This window comes from Cupriavidus sp. BIS7 (genome assembly GCF_000292345.1).
Taxonomy (GTDB): Bacteria; Pseudomonadota; Gammaproteobacteria; order Burkholderiales; family Burkholderiaceae; genus Cupriavidus.
Genome location: NZ_ALOU01000019.1, coordinates 170,980 through 188,499, shown reverse-complemented (window position 1 = coordinate 188,499; position 17,520 = coordinate 170,980). Strand labels below are relative to the sequence as shown.

Annotated in this window: 16 protein-coding genes; 1 reads left to right on the top strand and 15 read right to left on the bottom strand. The window is 62.7% G+C overall.

The window, feature by feature from the left end; translation table 11 throughout:
• Nucleotides 1-126: 126 nt before the first annotated feature.
• The 3 genes from rluB to B552_RS0107270 all read right to left on the bottom strand — a co-directional run bounded on the left by rluB (nt 127) and on the right by B552_RS0107270 (nt 4,291).
• Nucleotides 127-2,052 carry a 23S rRNA pseudouridine(2605) synthase RluB gene (rluB, locus tag B552_RS0107280; RefSeq protein ID WP_019448344.1) on the bottom strand — a complete coding sequence of 642 codons (1,926 nt, stop codon included), beginning with the start codon at nt 2,050-2,052 and terminating at the stop codon, nt 127-129.
• Nucleotides 2,053-2,080: 28 nt separating this feature from the next.
• Nucleotides 2,081-2,974, bottom strand: coding sequence for an SMC-Scp complex subunit ScpB (gene scpB, locus B552_RS0107275; protein ID WP_019448343.1), 894 nt, complete (start codon nt 2,972-2,974; stop codon nt 2,081-2,083).
• A 549-nt stretch (nt 2,975-3,523) separates the two neighbouring features.
• Nucleotides 3,524-4,291, bottom strand: coding sequence for a sulfite exporter TauE/SafE family protein (locus B552_RS0107270; RefSeq protein WP_026035411.1), 768 nt, complete (start codon nt 4,289-4,291; stop codon nt 3,524-3,526).
• Between the two features lie 84 nt (nt 4,292-4,375).
• On the opposite strand from B552_RS0107270, the gene fnr reads away from it, so the two are divergent.
• Nucleotides 4,376-5,101, top strand: a complete 726-nt coding sequence (gene fnr, locus B552_RS0107265; protein ID WP_026035410.1) for a fumarate/nitrate reduction transcriptional regulator Fnr — start codon at nt 4,376-4,378, stop codon at nt 5,099-5,101.
• A gap of 62 nt (nt 5,102-5,163) precedes the next feature.
• On the opposite strand, the gene B552_RS0107260 is transcribed toward fnr, so the two are convergent.
• From B552_RS0107260 to odhB, 12 genes are all read right to left on the bottom strand, one after another.
• Nucleotides 5,164-5,409 (bottom strand): hypothetical protein, encoded by a 246-nt coding sequence (locus B552_RS0107260; protein WP_019448340.1) that lies wholly within the window; start codon nt 5,407-5,409, stop codon nt 5,164-5,166.
• Nucleotides 5,406-5,618, bottom strand: a complete 213-nt coding sequence (locus B552_RS0107255) for a membrane protein (protein ID WP_019448339.1) — start codon at nt 5,616-5,618, stop codon at nt 5,406-5,408. The genes B552_RS0107260 and B552_RS0107255 overlap by 4 nt, the downstream gene beginning before the upstream one ends.
• A 37-nt stretch (nt 5,619-5,655) precedes the next feature.
• Nucleotides 5,656-7,185, bottom strand: a complete 1,530-nt coding sequence (ccoG, locus tag B552_RS0107250; RefSeq protein WP_026035409.1) for a cytochrome c oxidase accessory protein CcoG — start codon at nt 7,183-7,185, stop codon at nt 5,656-5,658.
• Between the two features lie 55 nt (nt 7,186-7,240).
• Nucleotides 7,241-8,155: a cytochrome-c oxidase, cbb3-type subunit III gene (gene ccoP / locus B552_RS0107245; RefSeq protein WP_019448337.1), complete on the bottom strand. Its 915-nt coding sequence runs from the start codon at nt 8,153-8,155 to the stop codon at nt 7,241-7,243.
• Nucleotides 8,152-8,319, bottom strand: a complete 168-nt coding sequence (locus B552_RS0107240) for a cytochrome oxidase (protein ID WP_019448336.1) — start codon at nt 8,317-8,319, stop codon at nt 8,152-8,154. Before B552_RS0107240 ends, ccoP begins: the two co-directional genes overlap by 4 nt.
• A gap of 4 nt (nt 8,320-8,323) precedes the next feature.
• On the bottom strand, nt 8,324-8,989 hold the full coding sequence (gene ccoO, locus B552_RS0107235; RefSeq protein ID WP_019448335.1) for a cytochrome-c oxidase, cbb3-type subunit II: 666 nt from the start codon (nt 8,987-8,989) through the stop codon (nt 8,324-8,326).
• A 17-nt stretch (nt 8,990-9,006) separates the two neighbouring features.
• Nucleotides 9,007-10,455 carry a cytochrome-c oxidase, cbb3-type subunit I gene (ccoN, locus tag B552_RS0107230; protein ID WP_019448334.1) on the bottom strand — a complete coding sequence of 483 codons (1,449 nt, stop codon included), beginning with the start codon at nt 10,453-10,455 and terminating at the stop codon, nt 9,007-9,009.
• Between the two features lie 171 nt (nt 10,456-10,626).
• A complete protein-coding gene (ccoS, locus tag B552_RS0107225) occupies nt 10,627-10,773 on the bottom strand; it encodes a cbb3-type cytochrome oxidase assembly protein CcoS (RefSeq protein WP_008647465.1) in 147 nt (48 codons plus the stop codon).
• 2 nt (nt 10,774-10,775) lie between these two features.
• Entirely contained in the window at nt 10,776-13,361 is a 2,586-nt protein-coding gene (locus tag B552_RS0107220; RefSeq protein WP_019448333.1) for a heavy metal translocating P-type ATPase, read from the bottom strand.
• A gap of 141 nt (nt 13,362-13,502) precedes the next feature.
• Nucleotides 13,503-14,600 carry a cell division protein ZapE gene (gene zapE / locus B552_RS0107215; RefSeq protein ID WP_019448332.1) on the bottom strand — a complete coding sequence of 366 codons (1,098 nt, stop codon included), beginning with the start codon at nt 14,598-14,600 and terminating at the stop codon, nt 13,503-13,505.
• A gap of 85 nt (nt 14,601-14,685) precedes the next feature.
• Nucleotides 14,686-16,110 carry a dihydrolipoyl dehydrogenase gene (gene lpdA, locus B552_RS0107210; RefSeq protein ID WP_019448331.1) on the bottom strand — a complete coding sequence of 475 codons (1,425 nt, stop codon included), beginning with the start codon at nt 16,108-16,110 and terminating at the stop codon, nt 14,686-14,688.
• A gap of 124 nt (nt 16,111-16,234) precedes the next feature.
• Nucleotides 16,235-17,494, bottom strand: coding sequence for a 2-oxoglutarate dehydrogenase complex dihydrolipoyllysine-residue succinyltransferase (gene odhB, locus B552_RS0107205; RefSeq protein WP_019448330.1), 1,260 nt, complete (start codon nt 17,492-17,494; stop codon nt 16,235-16,237).
• Between the last annotated feature and the right edge of the window lie 26 nt (nt 17,495-17,520).

Genomic DNA, 17,520 nt, shown 5'->3' with positions numbered 1-17,520 from the left:
CCGAGGATGATACTTTTGAATAGACTTGGATTATACGCGGATTATGTCCAAAAGGCAAAAGCCCCTGGAAATCCTCGATGGACCGCGGCGAGTGCCGGCTGTCGCCGGCACCGCCCGATCCATTAATCAGCGCTGACCGCGGCCACGCGGGCGACGATTGCCGCCACTACCGCCGCCGGCACCGCCCTTGGCAGCCTTTGGCATCACATTGCCATTGGCATCGCCACCTCGGCGCTGACGGTTGCCACCAGTGTTGCCGCTGGCGTTGCCCGCCGCATTGCCGCCACGGCCACCTCGCCCACCCGCACCGCGCATGCCACCGGCGCCGCGCATGCCACCGGCGCCGCGCATGCCACCGGCGCCTGCACCACCACCAAATTTGGTTGTGTGTGACGTCAGCGGAGCCGGACCCGACGGGATATAGCCCATCGAGGTCTGCATCGGATCTGGCTGGCCGCGACCCGCGCCGCCATTGCCGCGGCCACCGCTCTTTTCATAGCGCGGCAGGCCATCCATGCCCGTGTGCATCGGCATGCCGGCAATCGCGGCTTCCGTACGCTGCTTGCGCCCGCCAACCTTTGTTGCACCCTTGCCACCACCCTGGCTGTCCTTCGAGGGCGCTTTCAGACCAATATTGGCCATCAGGGTACGCACCTCGGTCGGGTCAAGCTCCTGCCAGCGGCCACGCTTCAGGCCGCGCGGCAGCAGGAACTGACCATAGCGGGTGCGGATCAGGCGCGACACGGTCAGGCCGACGGCCTCGAACATGCGGCGCACTTCGCGATTGCGACCTTCAGTCAGGGCAACGTGATACCACTGATTCACGCCCTCGCCACCGCCATCGGCAATGCGAAGGAAATTCGCCTCGCCATCGTCCAGCTGGATACCGTGCAGCAGGCGCTGACGATCGGCCTCGGCCAGTTCGCCAAGCGTGCGTACCGCGTATTCACGCTCCACACCATAGCGCGGGTGCATGAAACGGTTGGCGATATCGCCCGACGTCGTGAAGATCAGAAGGCCCTCGGTGTTGAAGTCGAGTCGACCCACGGCCACCCACTTGCCGTTCTTGATACGCGGCAGACTGTCGAATACGGTCGGACGGCCTTCCGGGTCCGACTGGCTGACGATTTCGCCCGATGGCTTGTGGTAAAGCAGCACACGCGGCGGCTTGGTCGTGACCTTGCGGTGAATCAGCTTGCCGTTCACGCGAACCTGGTCGGTCGGCAGAATGCGCTGGCCGATATGGGCAGGCAGTCCATTCACCGAGACGCGCCCCTGCAGGATCAGCTCTTCCATCTCGCGGCGCGAACCGAGCCCGCCCTCTGCCAGCACCTTGTGGAGCTTGGGCGCATCGTCGTCGGCCGACAGTTCGCGCACCGGCTTGGCCTTGGTGCGCGGAACAATCGTTTCTTCCTGGTCGAACTGCTCCGAGATGACGAAGCGGAACAGATCCTCGCCGCCAGCCGCCGGCTTCGCACCAGCTTTGCCGCCCTGCCGGCCCGGCCTGTCGCCCTGGCGCTGTTCGGCACGCTGCTCGCTCTTTTCTCCGCCCTGCTTGCCGCCCTGCTGCGGGCCCTTGCGCTGGCTGCCCTTGTTGCGTCTGCCAGACTGTTCCGCGACGGGCTTGCTGTCACCATCGACCAGCGCCGCCTTGCGCTGCGGCTGCTGGCGACGCTTGCGCGCACCCTGTGCCGGTTGGGCTGCCTGGGGTTGCGCCGGCTGCCCTTCTCCGCCGGTCTCGACGGCAGCGGATGCCGCGGCAACATCAGCGGCCGGGGCCGGCTTGCGGCGCCCACGGCCACGGGCAGCGGGAGCCGAAGATTCGGCCTGCTGCACACCTTCGGCCGGTGTGGCAGCGTCATCACTACGGCCAGTATCCTGGGCATCCCTATCCTGCGCGGACTGGCGGCGCGATGCCACCAGATTACGCAGGCCACGGCGAAGCCCCTTGCGGCGGGGAGCGCCTTCGGCGCCATTGCCCCCTTCGGGAGCTGCGCCGGTATCGCCCGGCACGTCCGGCTGGCGGACGTCTTGCTCAGCGGAATCAGACAAAGTATTCACTATCGATGTTGCATGTTGTTCAGTTGGACACGCGCTCGTCGTCGTCCTCGGTCGAAAGCGGCGCGTTGCCGTCCCGATCCAGGCTTTCGGCGTCTTCCCGTGCGGGAGACTCGGTGTCCACGTGGAATCCGTTGGCAAGTGCCACCGGCGCGTCGTCGTCCAGCCCGATTTCGCGGGTTAACTGCGCAACGCTGTCATTCTGTTCGTCTTCGCCGTGAGTGGCGCCACTCACGTCAATCGGCTGGCCATGAGGCTCAGCCGGAGCCGATTCCTGGCCCGGCTCTTCCACCGCGGCTGCGGCGTCAGCAAATGCCTCTTCGTCACCGGCTGGCGGATTGGCAGTTGCAATCGCCTCAAAGTCGATCGCCTGCTGATCCAGCAGCGCCGCCTGGGCTTGCGCCTGAGCGTCCTCCAGCGGCGGCAGTTCGTCGAGCGAACGCAGCCCCAGATCGTCAAGGAATGCCTTGGTCGTAGCATAAAGCGCCGGCCGGCCCGGCACGTCGCGGTGACCGATCACCTCGATCCAACTCCGATCCTCGAGCTTCTTGACGACGTCCGTGCTGACCGTCACACCCCGGATTTCCTCGATATCGCCCCGTGTCACAGGCTGACGATAGGCAATGATGGCCAGCGTCTCCATCACCGCGCGCGAGTACTTCGGCGGCTTTTCCGGATTCAGCCGGTCAAGGAATTCGCGCATCTCGGGCCGGCTCTGGAAGCGCCAGCCACTGGCCAGCGCCACGAGTTCCACCCCGCGCTGCTGCCAGTCCTGGCGCAGTTCCTCCAGGAGGACCCGGATGGTATCGGCACCGACATCGTCGGCAAATAACCGCCGCAGATCGCTGACGCGCAGCGGCTCCTGCGCACAGATCAGCGCGGTCTCGAGGACGATCTTCGCCTCTTGGGTATTCATGTGATTGCGTGCAGCCTGTCTTTGCACCTGCTCCCGGACGAATCCCGGAGCACTGGAGATTGCAGATACAGCGAGGCCGAAGCCACCGCCATCTCATCGCGCAGCCAACTCGCATGCTCATCGCAGCGCAGCCGTGCACCTCATTTCACTGCATCGAATTGCCGGGTCGGTCCGGCAGGAGATCGTCCGCGTCCGGCAAACTTCGCCAGTCAATGGACCTCTTGCGTCGCGCCTTCTCCCTTTGGGGCGGACATTCGCCTGGGCAACCAGATTGCCAAGGCGGCAAGAAACTTACCGATATCGGTTCAGGCAACATCGCCTGAAACCGGCGTCACCCTTCCACACAGCTTCGCCAGCCTTTGGAACCAGATCTTTTGAACCGGATGGACTGTGGGGACTAGTCCGGCAAGCCAAAGCTGCCAGGAACCCCTGGATTGGCACCCCAGATCAGGATTGCCGCCCCGGCGACGCCACGAGCACGACGCGGCGCGATACCGTGGTTTCGCGATTGTATGGCATTCCCGCCCTGCCCTGCAACCGGCAACAAGCCTAGAACACTACACAGAAACCATGACTTGCCAGGGTTTCCGGCAGCCAAATGGCGCGCGCTACCCCCAACGCACCAAATCCGATCACAACCAGCGCGGCCGCCATGCGCACGGCCGGCCGCCGTGACAATTGCCTCAAATGGCCAGACAACCCTGAAATCACCAGCAGATTTGGCAGCGTGCCCAGGCCGAACGCGGCCATCACAAGCGCCCCCGAGGGCGCGTTGCCAGCCAGCAACGCCAGCGCGAGTGCACTGTAAATCATGCCGCACGGCACCAGACCCCATGCAAGACCCATGGCAAAACGGCGCGCCATGGGGCCACTTCGGCTCAACCGCGTCGGAATCGGCACACCAAGCAGCCGCACGCCCCGCACAACGCGAGAGGCCGCCTGCGCCGCAAGCTGCTCGAGCCAAGCGGCCTGCATGACGCGGCCGCGCAGCAGCCAAACCCCGGTCAGCAACAGCAAGAGGCTGCCCGCGCCATACAGCCAGCGCTGCACTGGCAGGTACTCCTGCTTCCAGACAGTCGCGCCTACCGCTCCCATCAACGCGCCGAGCAACATATACGTAGTGAGCCGGCCCGCATGCATGACCAGCAGTTCTCCCCACCACTGCCGCCGCGATCGGTGCACAACGCTGATGGTCGCAACTACTGAGGAAGTCTGCTTCTGCTCAACCGAAATAGCAATTCCTCCACACATCGCGGCGCAGTGCATACCACCAAGCAGGGCAAGTGTGAAAACACTGAAAAGCACACCAAATGGCAACTGTTCCTCGCTTCTGCGTCACATCACGCTGTAAAATGCCACCATCGCGCCATCACTGCAAGCGCACTCATACGAGCACCACAATTGCTTACCTCCATTCCTGTCACCGAGATGTCGCCGCGTTGCTCCACATGTTCCATGGGCCAGCTTTGCCTGCCCGTGGGCATGTCACAACAGGACCTCACGAAGATGGACACGCTCGTGCAGGAACGCGTTCGCGTCCATAAGGGCGAAACGCTTTATCGTATGGGCGAGCCGCTCACCGCGGTCTATGCGATCCGCTTCGGCACGTTGAAAACGCACGTCACGATGGAAGATGGGCGCACGCAAATCACGGGCTTCCATCTGCCCGGGGAGGTCATCGGACTCGACGGCCTCGGCGAGATGCAACATGCTTCCGATGCCACGGCGCTTGAAGACACCGAGGTCTGCGTCGTTCGTTTCGATGACCTGCAAAAACTGTCGGGAACCCTGCCCTCGCTGCAGCAGCAATTCCTGCGGCTGATGAGCAAGGAAATCTCGCAGGACCAGCTCATGCTGATCACGCTGGGCTCGATGCGCGCCGAAGAACGCCTTGCAGCGTTCCTCGTCAACATGTCCGAGCGTCTTTCGATGCGCGGCTACTCGTCCAGCGAATTCGTGCTGCGTATGAGCCGCGAGGAAATCGGCAGCTACCTCGGACTCAAGCTCGAAACCGTAAGCCGTCTCTTCTCCCGCTTTGCAGAGGCCGGCCTCATTCAGATCAGGCAAAGGCATGTAAAGCTCGTGGACATGGCGGGCATCAAACAGGTTTACAGCCGGGGCTGCTGACGCTCGGCTATGGACGGAACAGGCCGCCCCGGAGATCCGGGGCGGCCTTTTTGTTTTCATTGCTACTCAAGCTCCTCGGTATCCTCGAGCTTCGTTGGTATTGTGTACAGCGTCAGCCCACTGGACAGCGCACAGAAAAACCACGCCACCAGGAAGCCGATCGTGTAAACCGCCTCGCGCGAAGCGTCCAGCGGATGGCCGAAGAAATTCAGATCGCCCGGGTCGACGACGGAAAACACCACGGCCGTAGCCGCACCGCCCATCAGGAACGCCGGCCACAGCACCCACATCAGCCAACGGAATCTCATGGGCGCCTCGCCGCGGCCGAGTCGACATGATCTGCACCCGCCTTCTGGATGACAAGGCCATGGCGCTCGGCACCAGTCACTGGCAAATCAGGATGCGTATTGGCGAGCCAGATGGTCACGCCGCAACCGATTATCGCGAGCAACGGTCCACTCATCAGAAGCCATGGCCACGGTTCCTTGTACCAGGGCTTGGACTGCTGGGATGTCATTGCACTCTCCTTGTTCACAGCCGCTTAGCTTTCAGCATCACAGATTTCGGGGAACAATGAAACTTGTGGATTGCCCGATATGCGCATTGCGTCCGTCCTCGCCTTCGGCGGTCACGGTCACGTTGATCTTGTGCGTACCTTCCTTGGCATCCTCTATCGGCACGCGGATACGGATCGGCAGCAGCCGGTTCGACGTCGGCGACAGCGCTTCCGCAGCCTTGTCATATTCGACGGTCAACCCCTTGAGGTCATCGCCCTCGGCCTGCACACGGATTCGCATTGCCGCTTCCGTCGTGTTGATCACCTGCAGGCGATAGACGTTCTCGATCCAGCGCCCTTCCACTTCACGGCCTAGTGCCCCGCGGTCCCGAATGATGTCGACCTTGATCGGCGATCGCATTGCCAGCGAAGCAACAAACCCTGCCGCGAGCAGCAGCCAGATCAGCGAATAGATGATCGTGCGCGGCCGCAGCAGACGCTTGCGCGCGTCCGAGGACGTGAGGGACTTGCGCATCGCGTTCTCCGATGTGTATCGGATCAGGCCGCGCGGATAATCCATCTTGTCCATGACCTGGTTACACGCGTCGATGCACGCGCCGCAGCCGATGCACTCGTACTGCAGACCGTCACGGATATCGATGCCAGTCGGACAGACCTGCACGCAAATGCTGCAGTTCACGCAGTCACCGATGCCAGCCGCGTGCCGATCCGTCTTGCGCGACCGGCTGCCACGCGGTTCACCCCGGCCCACGTCGTATGTCACGACATAGGTATCGCGATCCACCATTACGCTCTGGAAGCGCGCATAGGGACACATGTACTTGCATACCTGCTCGCGCATGAATCCCGCATTGCCCCAGGTGGCGAACGCATAGAACAGCATCCAGAAGCTCTGCCAGGGACCAAGCGTGAAGTGCAGGACCTCGCTGCCAAGCTCGCGAATCGGTGCGAAGTATCCGATAAACGTAAAGCCGGTCCACAGTGCAATCACAACCCAGAGGACGTGCTTCGTCGCCTTGATCCGGAACTTGCGCAGACTCCACGGATCGCCGTCGAGACGGATGCGCGCAATGCGGTCGCCTTCGACATGCCGCTCGATCCACATGAAGATCTCGGTGTAAACCGTTTGCGGACAGGCATAGCCACAGAACAGGCGCCCCGCGATAGCCGTGAACAGGAACAGGGACAGTGCGGAAATCACCAGCAGCACTGCGAGGTAGATCACATCCTGCGGCCACAACACCAGGCCGAAGATGTAAAACTTGCGCGCACCAAGGTCAAACAGGACGGCCTGGCGATCGTTCCATTGGAGCCATGGCGTTCCGTAATAGACCAGTTGCGTCAGGATGACCAACCACACCCGCCAGCTTGAGAACGCGCCGGTAGTCGAGCGAGGGTAGATTTTGCGACGGACCTCGTATAAGGCCTCCTCGGTCGTCTCGGCGTCCTTGGGAGGGGGCACCGGACGCCAGACATTACCACCACGGTCCTCCGCGGATTGGCTTGCGGCCGGATCATTCGATGCGCGATTGTCCGACCGATCTGGGGCGTTAAGGGGCGCGTTCATCGTGTTGCCCTCACGCCCCGGCGGGCGGCTTGCCGCCCTGTCCCGGGGCTTACTGTCATTTTGCTGCGCCTCCCGTGTTCGAGAGGCCCCACACATACGCCGTCAGCATACGGATGCGCTCGGGCGTCAGGATTTCTTCATGTGCCGGCATATGGCCGTTATGGCCCTTCAGGATTGCGTCGACAATCGTCCCTTCCGAGCTGCCATACAACCAGACATTGTCGGTCAGGTTCGGTGCGCCAAGCGCCTGGTTACCCTTGCCATTCGAACCGTGGCAGGCGGCACAGGTCGACTTGAACGTGCTTTCGCCCCGTGAGGCACGGATCGGGTCGTATGCCAGACCGGACAGCGAGCGGACATACTGCGCCGTATCGCCGGCCTGCTTGGCATCGATCGTGCTGGCAAACGACGGCATCATCCCGTTGCGGCCCTTCGTGATCGTCTGCTGGATCGTTTCCGGATCGCCGCCATAGAGCCAGTCGTTGTCGGTCAGGTTGGGGAAGCCCCGGCTGCCACGTGCGTCCGAACCATGGCACTGGGCACAATAGTTCAGGAACAGCCGCTGGCCGATCTCGCGTGCATCCGGGTCCGCCGCCACCTGCTTGACATCCATGCCCATGTATTTGGCATAGATCTGGTGCTGCGTCTTCTCAGCCGCCTCGCGGTGAGCAGCCAGCTCGCCTTGAGTCGAGAACTTGAGCACCCCAGCGTATGAACCCAGACCGGGGTAGAGAACCAGGTAGGCGAGCGCGAAAATGCAGGCCAGCAGGAACATCCACATCCACCAGCGCGGCAGTGGGTTGTTCAGTTCCCTCAGGTCATCATCCCAGACATGACCTGTGTCTGCGGTGGCGCTGACACCCTTCGGAAGCTTGCGCTGGGAGAACAGCAGCCAGACGCACCAGACGATTCCGATGAGCGCGATGGCCGCGATGTAATAACTCCAGAAATCGGAAAAGAAATCGCTCATGACTGTGGGTTCCGGCTTGTAGTTGTGGTTTCGTCGGGCAGGGCAAACGGCAACATCGCCGATTCCTGATTGGCGGCCGCGCGGCCGCCCGACCATGCCCACCAACAGATGCCGATGAACGTCAGCATCGACACGATAGTCGCGATTGCGGTGACGATCATCATGACATCACTCCTTCGCCGGAGCCGGAGCCGCCGCCGCATCGACACGAACGTTGCGGCGATTTAGGCCAAGCCCCTGCAGGTACGCCACCAGCGCATCCTCTTCGGTCTTGCCGACCAGATCCTCGGGCGCGTGTGCAATCTCTGCGTCCTTGTACGGCACGCCAAGACGCTGGAGCGCACGCATGCGGGCCTGAACCGAATCGGTCGGCAACTGGGTCTTCTCGAGCCACGGATACGACGGCATTACCGACTCGGGCACAACATCTCGCGGATTGCGCAGGTGAATCCGCTGCCAGTCATCCGAATAGCGGCCGCCAACACGCGCGAGGTCCGGGCCGGTACGCTTCGAGCCCCACAGGAACGGGTGGTCGTACACCGATTCGCCGGCCGTCGAGTAGTGGCCATAGCGCTCGGTTTCTGCCTGCAGCGTACGCACCTGCTGCGAATGGCAACCAACGCAGCCCTCGCGGATGTAGATGTCGCGGCCCATCAGGCGCAACGGCGAGTACGGTGTGATACCGGGATCGGGCTCAGTGGTCGAGTGCTGGAAGAACAGCGGCACGATCTGGACCAGGCCGGCGATGCTGACAACGAGAATCGTGGCGATGATCAGCCAGCCGACGTTCTTTTCCAGCGTTTCGTGGGTAAAGAATCCTTGTTTTTGAGACATCTTTCGGTCCTCGGCGATCAGTGGGCGGAAGCCGGCAGACTGGCGGGGATCGGAGCATCGATCGCCGGCTTGCCAATGATGGTGCGCGCCACGTTATAGGCCATGACGAGCATGCCGGTCAGGAAGCACAGGCCACCCAGCAGACGGATCAGGTAGAACGGATACTTGGCCTTCACCGCTTCCACGAACGCATAGGTCAGCGTGCCGTCAGGCTGCGTGGCACGCCACATCAGGCCTTCCATCACACCGGCGATCCACATCGAGGCGATATAGAGCACCACGCCGATCGTCGCAATCCAGAAGTGCCATTCGATCAGGCGCGTGCTGTACATCTGCTTCTCGCCGAACAGGCGCGGAATCAGGTAGTAGAGCGAGCCGATCGAGATCATCGCCACCCAGCCCAGCGCGCCAGAGTGTACGTGGCCGATGGTCCAGTCCGTGTAGTGCGACAACGCGTTGACAGTCTTGATCGACATCATCGAGCCCTCGAACGTTGCCATGCCGTAGAACGACAATGCAACCACCAGGAACTTGAGGATCGGATCGGTGCGCAGCTTGTGCCAGGCACCTGACAGCGTCATGATGCCGTTGATCATGCCGCCCCAGGACGGCGCCAGCAGGATCAGCGAGAAGACCATGCCCAGCGACTGCGCCCAGTCAGGCAACGAGGTGTACTGCAAGTGGTGCGGGCCAGCCCACATGTACGTGAAGTTGAGCGCCCAGAAGTGGACGATCGACAGACGATAGGAGTAGATCGGACGCTCTGCCTGCTTCGGGATGAAGTAATACATCATCCCCAGGAAGCTCGTGGTCAGGAAGAAGCCGACGGCATTGTGGCCATACCACCACTGAATCATTGCATCCTGCACGCCAGCATAGGCCGAGTACGACTTCCAGAGCGAAGCCGGCATCTCCATGTTGTTGACGATATGCAGAATGGCAATCGTGAGGATATACGCGCCGAAGAACCAGTTGGCCACGTAGATATGCTTGGTCTTTCGCTTGACGATGGTGCCGAAGAACACCACGGCGTACGCCACCCAGACCAGCGTGATCAGGATGTCGATCGGCCATTCGAGCTCGGCGTACTCCTTCGACGACGTGATGCCCATGGGCAACGTGATCACGGCTGCGATGATCACAGCCTGCCAGCCCCAGAACGTGAACGACGCGAGCGGGCCGCAGAAAAGGCGGGCCTGGCACGTGCGCTGCACCACGTAGTAGGACGTGGCGAAGAGCGCGCTGCCACCGAAGGCGAAAATCACCGCATTGGTATGAAGCGGACGCAAGCGGCCGAATGACAGCCAAGGTGTATTGAAATTAAGATCCGGCCAGATCAGTTGCGCCGCAAGCAGAACGCCTACGGCCATGCCGACAATCCCCCATACCACAGTCATGACGGCGAACTGCCGTACAACTCCGTAGTTGAAGGTGTCGACGCGTGAGGACGCGGTGGTGACAGCCATTCAGACCCCCAAAGCAAAAGTAAGAATAAACCTATTGACGGTGTGACTTTAGAAAATCGGCCTGCATACCGTGTTGACTTTCATCAAGCCACCAGCATCCCGAGCGAACCGTGTGCAATTTCCGTAGTCAATGCACACCGCCTGCGACGCTCTCCCACACTTCCTTGACAATCACGGCTTGTCGTTGTCCAGCAGAATGGCTTCCGCAGGTCGATCAAGATCGTCGTACTGTCCCGCGTGCAACGCCCACCAAAGGGCGCCGGCAATCACGGCTACCAGCACCAGGCTCATCGGCACCAGCAGATATAGCGTTTCCATATTCAGCACTCCGCGCTCTTCGGCGCCGCGGCTCGCAGCAGACGCCACGCATTGGCAACCACCAGCAACGATGACACGGACATGCCGATGCCTGCCATCCAGGCCGTCACGAATCCGGTTGCTGCCAGCGGGATCGCCACAACGTTGTAGAAAAAGGCCCAGCCCAGGTTCTGGCGCACCACGCTGCGCGTCCGGCGCGCCGTGGCAATCGCCGTGGCAATCTCGCCGACGCCGCCATGCGTCAGCACCGCATCCGCGCCAGCCTGCGCGAGTGGCGCCCCGCCACCGATTGCGATGGACACTTGCGCTTGCCCGAGTACGGGGGCATCGTTGATACCGTCGCCCACGGCCAGCACGACGGCGCCCTGCTGCTGCAGTCGCGCCACATAGTCGCGCTTGCCCTCGGGGGTGACGGCACCCAATGCCGTCTCGATGCCAAAGCGGTCTGCCCACCAGCGCACTGCCTCCGGGTGATCGCCGGACACAAGGTGGCAGCGCACGCCAAGGCGGGAAAGCGATTGAAGGAGGGCCGCAGTCTGCGGGCGCTCAACATCTGCCAGCAGGAAACACGCCAGCGGGCCGCGTTCATCGCCCAGCCAGACCTCGGTGGCCCCTGGATGGCGGTTGCCGCAGTTGACTGCGTTGACAGGTGCAGACGCCAGATCTGCTACGAAATCGCGGCGACCCAGGCGCACCGTGCGGCCATTGACACAGGCCTGCAGCCCTTGCCCCGGAACATTGCGGAGGTCGGCGATCGACGGCCCGGTTTCGTCCGGGGCGGCGTCGATCAAGGCCCTGGCAATTGGATGCTCCCCGCCCCGCTCCATCGCGGCGGCAATGCTGCGGCAGGCTGCGTCATCCAACTCGCCCACGATCTCCGAGGATACGAGTGCAAAGCGTCCCTCGGTCAGGGTACCGGTCTTATCCAGCATCACATCTGTCACACGGGACAGCGCTTCAAGCGTATGTGCACGTGTCAGCAAGACGCCTCGGCGCGACAGTGCCGCCCCCGCTGCCGCCAACGCCGCAGGCGTAGCCAGCGACAGCGCACAGGGACAACTCACCACGAGCACGGCGACCGTCACAAGCAACGCACGCGACGGGTCGATCCAGATGGCCCAGACCAGGCCGGTGATTGCAGCCAGGATCAACAAGGTTCCGACAAACCATCCCGCAACGCGATCCGCCAGTTGGGCCAGACGCGGCTTGTCGGCCAGCGCGCGGTCCAGCACCGCCACAATCTCGGCAAGGCGCGTCTGGGCGCCAATACGTCGCACGTCGACTTCGATAGGGCTTGCGGCATTGAAACAGCCAGCCAGCACCGGATCGCCAATCGATCGCCTAACCGGACGGGCCTCGCCGGTCAGCATGGATTCGTCAACTTCACTGACACCGGCCACCACCACGCCATCGGCCGGGACGATTTCACCGGCCTTGACCCGAATGCGGTCCCCAGCCTGCAGGCGCGCAACCGGAATGCGTTCTCCAACGCCGCCAGCTTCCATCAGGCGCTCGCAAGTCGCAGGGAGCTGGCGCGCCAGCATCTCGGCGCCACTGCGCGACGCTTGCCGCACGCGCAGCTCAAGGTAGCGCGCCAGCAACAGGAACGCGACGAACATCGTCACGGAATCGAAGTAAACCTCCCCCACCCCACGCACGGTGGCGACTGCGCTGGCAATGAAACCGGCTGCAACGCCAATCGCCACAGGGACGTCCATGCCCATATGCCGCTGGCGCAGCGCGCGCCAGGCGCCGGCAAAGATCGGCGAAGCGGAATAGAGAACGACGGGTACCGTCAGAGCAAAGCTGGCCCAGCGCATTAGCTGAAGCTGCCCCGGATCGATCGTGGCCTCGTGCGTATAGATCGGCCACGCGTACATCATCACCTGCATCATGCCGAGCATCGCCACGGCCATGCGCATCAGCAGGCCGCGCCGTTCGCGCCGGTCCTGCTGGTCGGTACGGGAAACTTCGAACGGCCACGCCACATAGCCGATGTCCGCCAGCGTCGAGAGCAGCGTGGCTACGCTCTGCCGACCTTCATGCCAACGCACCACCACACGGCGGGTGGCCACGTTGGCCACGGCCGACTCCACGCCGGCAAGCTGGCCAAGGTGCTGTTCGATCAGCCATGCGCAGGCGGCACAGCGAATATTTTCGGGTGCCAGCGTGATCTCGACGCGGTCATCGCCAAGCGGGCGAACAAACTGGCTGCGCAGTTCCGGCGTGTCGTAGGCGGCCCAGACGGGTTCGGCTTCCCGGCGCGCCTGCGAGTCGATCGGCCGCGCAAAGCGCGTGACATCGCTATATAGGTGGCCGAATCCTGCGGTATGAAGCGTTTGCGCCAGCGTCTGGCAGCCGCCGCAGCAAAACGTATGACGCTGCCCGCCGATATCGGCAACGTGCGGCGTGGCACCCCGCTCCAGCGGTTGGCCACAGTGAAAGCAGTTGATTGATGAATCTGACAGGGACGCCCGCCCGGGCCGTGTGCCCGTAGTTTGGGCGGCGGCAGACGACGGTTGTGCGCTGGGAATCGACGAAAGCGGGTTTCCTTCAGGCGCGAGGGGGCTGGCGTGCAGGGACGGCATAGTGCGCTTTTATTACCCAGTGGATACTAGGCAACCCGCACGCCACACACATTGATACAAATCAAGTTTGCGAAAACGGCGTCATCACCGTTCCCGACAAACAACGGATTGCGTCCAACCCGTCAGCCGGTCCAGAAATTGTCAGGTCAGGGACGTATCCATAACCCGCCGCTCGGACTCCAGGTACTCGCGCGACTGCATCTCGATGATGCGCGAAACGGTCCGATGGAACTCGTTGGCCATCTGGCCTTCCAGATAGAGTTCGTCGGCCGGCACCTCGGCGGACATCAGCAGCTTGACCTTGTGGTCATAGAACACGTCGATCAGCCAGGTGAAACGGCGCGCTTCGGAGGACATACGCGGCGTCATCTTCGGCACATCCGAAAGGATCACCGTGTGGAACTGCGACGCAATCTCCAGATAGTCGTTCTGCGATCGCGGCCCGCCGCACAATGTCGCAAAGTCGAACCAGACCACGCCGTTGGCCTTGCGCAGCGCCTTGATCTCGCGATGTTCGATATGCAGGATCGGCGATTCGTCCGCCGTCCCGGCGATGCCCACGAACGCGTCGCGCAGTGCCGCGCTGGCTTCGCGGTTGAGCGGCGTATGGTAAGCCTCCACCTGTTCCAGCGCACGCTTGCGATAGTCGATGCCTGCGTCGACGTTAAGCACGTCGAGCCTTTGCTGCAGCAGCGCAATGGCCGGCAGCACGCGGTCGCGGTGCAGGCCGTCCGGATACAGCAGATCCGGCCGATAGTTCGACGTCATCACGAACTGCACACCGTTCTCGAACAACTGCTGAAGCAGGCGATGGAGGATCATCGCGTCGGCCACGTCATTGACGTGGAACTCGTCGAAGCAGATCAGGCGGAAGCGCCGTGCAATGCGTTTGGCGAGTTCATCGAGGGGGTCGGAGCGGCCGCGCAGCTCTTCAAGCTCGCGGTGCACCTCGCGCATGAATTCGTGGAAATGGAGCCGTGTCTTGCGCACCACCGGCACGCAGGAATAGAAGCTATCCATCAGGAACGACTTGCCGCGCCCCACCCCACCCCACATGTAGACGCCCTTCGGCACTTCAGGGTGTACCAGCAGCTTCTTCAGCGTGCTGTTGCGTCGGCTCTTGTAGGCCACCCACTCGTCGTAGCATTGCTGGAGCCGCGCGACGGCGCGCAGTTGCGCCTCGTCGGACTGATAGCCGCGCTGCTTGAGTTCGTGCTCGTAAAACTCGGTGACGTTCATGTCGGGTTCAACCGGGGACTGCAAGTGAAAACGGCGCGCCGCGAATGGCGGCGCGCCGATGCTCACACAAAGTGAGGCAAACGCCTTACATGTTGAGCTGACGCTTGTCGACAGCCAGCGCGGCTTCGCGCATGACTTCGGACATCGACGGGTGCGGGTGGCAGACGCGACCGATATCTTCGCTCGCGGCCTTGAACTCCATCGCCACCACGGCTTCGGCGATCAGGTCCGAAGCATTCGCGGCCACGACGTGCACGCCCAGGATTTCGTCGGTCTTGGCATCGGCCAGCATCTTCACGAAACCGTCCGAAGCACCCATGCCCAGCGCACGGCCGTTGGCCATGAACGGGAACTGGCCCGACTTGTACTCGCGGCCTTCGGCCTTGAGTTGTTGCTCGGTCTTGCCGACCCAGGCGATTTCCGGGAACGTGTAAATGACCCACGGAACCGTGTTGAAGTCGATGTGCGGCTTCTGGCCGACGATGCGCTCGGCCACGGCCACGCCTTCGTCTTCAGCCTTGTGCGCCAGCATCGGGCCACGCACCACGTCGCCGATCGCCCAGATGCCCGGCACCTTGGTCTGGCAGTGGTCGTCCACCTCGATGAAACCGCGTTGGTCCACGCCCAGGCCCACGGCTTCCAGACCGAGGTTGTCGGTGTTCGGCACGCGGCCGACCGACACGATCAGGCGATCGACTTCCAGCGTCTGGGCATTGCCGTCCTTGTCGGTGTAGTTGACCGTGACGTTGTCCTTGCCGGTCTTCACTTCACCAACCTTGACACCCAGGTGGAACTGCAGGCCCTGCTTGGTCAGCAGCTTCTGCGCTTCCTTGGCCACGCCTTCGTCAGCGGCGCCCAGGAATGCGGGCAGTGCTTCCAGCACGGTCACGTCGGAACCCAGACGGCGCCACACCGAGCCCAATTCCAGGCCGATCACGCCAGCACCGATCACGCCGAGCTTCTTCGGCACGGAACCGAACTTCAGCGCGCCTTCGTTATCGCTGATGAGGTTGTTGTCAACGGCGATGCCCGGCAGGTGACGAGCCTTCGAACCGGTGGCGACGATGACCTGCTTGGCGGTCACGGTCTCGCCTGCGACTTCCACCTGGAAGCCTTCGGCGCCCTTGCCGGCGAACTTGGCGTAGCCCTTGAACAGGGTCACCTTGTTCTTGCGGAACAGGAACTCGATGCCCTTCGTCATCTTGCCGACGATGTCATCCTTGCGCTTGAGCATCTTGGCCACGTCGACCTTGACGTCACCCACGGTGATACCGTGGTCGGCCAGGTGATGCGCGGCGTTCTCGAATTCTTCCGAGGATGCCAGCAGAGCCTTGGACGGAATGCAGCCCACGTTCAGGCAGGTGCCGCCCAGGCGCGCTTCGCCCTTCGGATCGTCGTAGGCATTGCCTTCGCAGCAAGCCACGTTCAGGCCCAGTTGGGCAGCACGGATGGCGGCGATGTAGCCGCCAGGACCGGCGCCGATCACCAGCACGTCAAATTGTTTGCTCATGGGAAATATCTCTCTGGTGCGTCATGCCCACGCGAAAGGCAGGCATCCGGCGGCAACGCGGCCGCCGGGTCCCCGCACGGAGCGCGGGGACGACGACAAACGGTAGACGGAGGTCTGGACTGGATTACAGGTCCAGCAGCAGGCGGGCCGGATCTTCCAGCGCTTCCTTCATGGCCACCAGACCCAGCACGGCTTCGCGGCCGTCGATGATGCGGTGGTCGTAGGACATCGCCAGGTAGTTCATCGGACGGATCACGATCTGGCCGTCTTCCACCACGGCGCGGTCCTTCGTGGCGTGCACGCCCAGGATGGCCGATTGCGGCGGGTTGATGATCGGGGTCGACAGCATCGAACCGAACGTACCGCCGTTCGAGATCGAGAACGTACCGCCGGTCAGCTCTTCCAGCGACAGCTTGCCGTCACGAGCCTTGGCGCCGAATTCGGCGATCTTCTTCTCGATGTCGGCCAGGCTCATCTGGTCGGCGTTGCGCAGGATCGGCACCACCAGGCCACGCGGCGAACCCACGGCGATACCGATGTCGAAGTAGCCGTGGTAGACGATGTCGTTGCCGTCAACCGATGCGTTGATGACCGGGTACTTCTTCAGCGCGTGCACGGCGGCCTTCACGAAGAACGACATGAAGCCCAGCTTCACGCCATGTTCCTTCTCGAAGCGGTCCTTGTACTTGGCGCGCAGATCCATCACCGGCTTCATGTTCACTTCGTTGAACGTGGTGAGGATGGCGTTGGTCGATTGCGACTGGATCAGACGCTCGGCGATACGGGCACGCAGGCGGCTCATCGGCACGCGCTCTTCCGGGCGGTCGCCCAGCGCAGCGAAGTCGACCTGGGCGGCCACTTGCTGCAGAGCCGGCTTGGCAGCGGCCGGAGCCGGAGCAGCCTTGGCGGCCGGAGCCGGAGCCGAGCCGGCGGCCAGCACGTCACCCTTGGTGATGCGGCCATCCTTGCCCGTGCCGGCCACTTGCGAAGCCGACAGGCCACCTTCGGCCATCAGCTTGGCAGCCGACGGCATGGCGATGGCGCCCGGGTTGGCAGCGGCAGCCGGAGCGGCAGCAGCCGGAGCCGGTGCAGCGGCGGCGGGAGCCGGAGCAGCAGCGGCCGGGGCGGCGGCGCCAGCGGTGGCTTCCGTATCGATCTTGGCGATCAGTTCATCGGCCACGACGGTATCGCCGTCGTTCCTGATGATTTGTGTCAGCACGCCAGCGGACGGAGCCGGCACTTCCAGCACGACCTTATCGGTTTCGATTTCGATCAGGATCTCGTCCTGAGCGACGGCTTCGCCTGGCTTCTTCTTCCAGTTCAGCATGGTCGCTTCAGCGACCGATTCCGACAGTTGGGGAACCTTGACGTCAACAATAGCCATGGTTTGGAATTTCCTCGATGTATGCG

Excerpts from the sequence above, each read along its gene's own strand:
- B552_RS0107260 (WP_019448340.1), bottom strand. The coding sequence starts at position 5,409 with ATGAGATTCCGTTGGCTGATGTGGGTGCTGTGGCCGGCGTTCCTGATG.
- ccoO (WP_019448335.1), bottom strand. The coding sequence starts at position 8,989 with ATGTCTCAAAAACAAGGATTCTTTACCCACGAAACGCTGGAAAAGAAC.
- ccoG (WP_026035409.1), bottom strand. The coding sequence starts at position 7,185 with ATGAACGCGCCCCTTAACGCCCCAGATCGGTCGGACAATCGCGCATCG.
- B552_RS0107220 (WP_019448333.1), bottom strand. The coding sequence starts at position 13,361 with ATGCCGTCCCTGCACGCCAGCCCCCTCGCGCCTGAAGGAAACCCGCTT.
- ccoP (WP_019448337.1), bottom strand. The coding sequence starts at position 8,155 with ATGAGCGATTTCTTTTCCGATTTCTGGAGTTATTACATCGCGGCCATC.
- B552_RS0107240 (WP_019448336.1), bottom strand. The coding sequence starts at position 8,319 with ATGATGATCGTCACCGCAATCGCGACTATCGTGTCGATGCTGACGTTC.
- B552_RS0107255 (WP_019448339.1), bottom strand. The coding sequence starts at position 5,618 with ATGACATCCCAGCAGTCCAAGCCCTGGTACAAGGAACCGTGGCCATGG.
- ccoN (WP_019448334.1), bottom strand. The coding sequence starts at position 10,455 with ATGGCTGTCACCACCGCGTCCTCACGCGTCGACACCTTCAACTACGGA.
- odhB (WP_019448330.1), bottom strand. The coding sequence starts at position 17,494 with ATGGCTATTGTTGACGTCAAGGTTCCCCAACTGTCGGAATCGGTCGCT.
- zapE (WP_019448332.1), bottom strand. The coding sequence starts at position 14,600 with ATGAACGTCACCGAGTTTTACGAGCACGAACTCAAGCAGCGCGGCTAT.
- lpdA (WP_019448331.1), bottom strand. The coding sequence starts at position 16,110 with ATGAGCAAACAATTTGACGTGCTGGTGATCGGCGCCGGTCCTGGCGGC.
- ccoS (WP_008647465.1), bottom strand. The coding sequence starts at position 10,773 with ATGGAAACGCTATATCTGCTGGTGCCGATGAGCCTGGTGCTGGTAGCC.
- scpB (WP_019448343.1), bottom strand. The coding sequence starts at position 2,974 with ATGAATACCCAAGAGGCGAAGATCGTCCTCGAGACCGCGCTGATCTGT.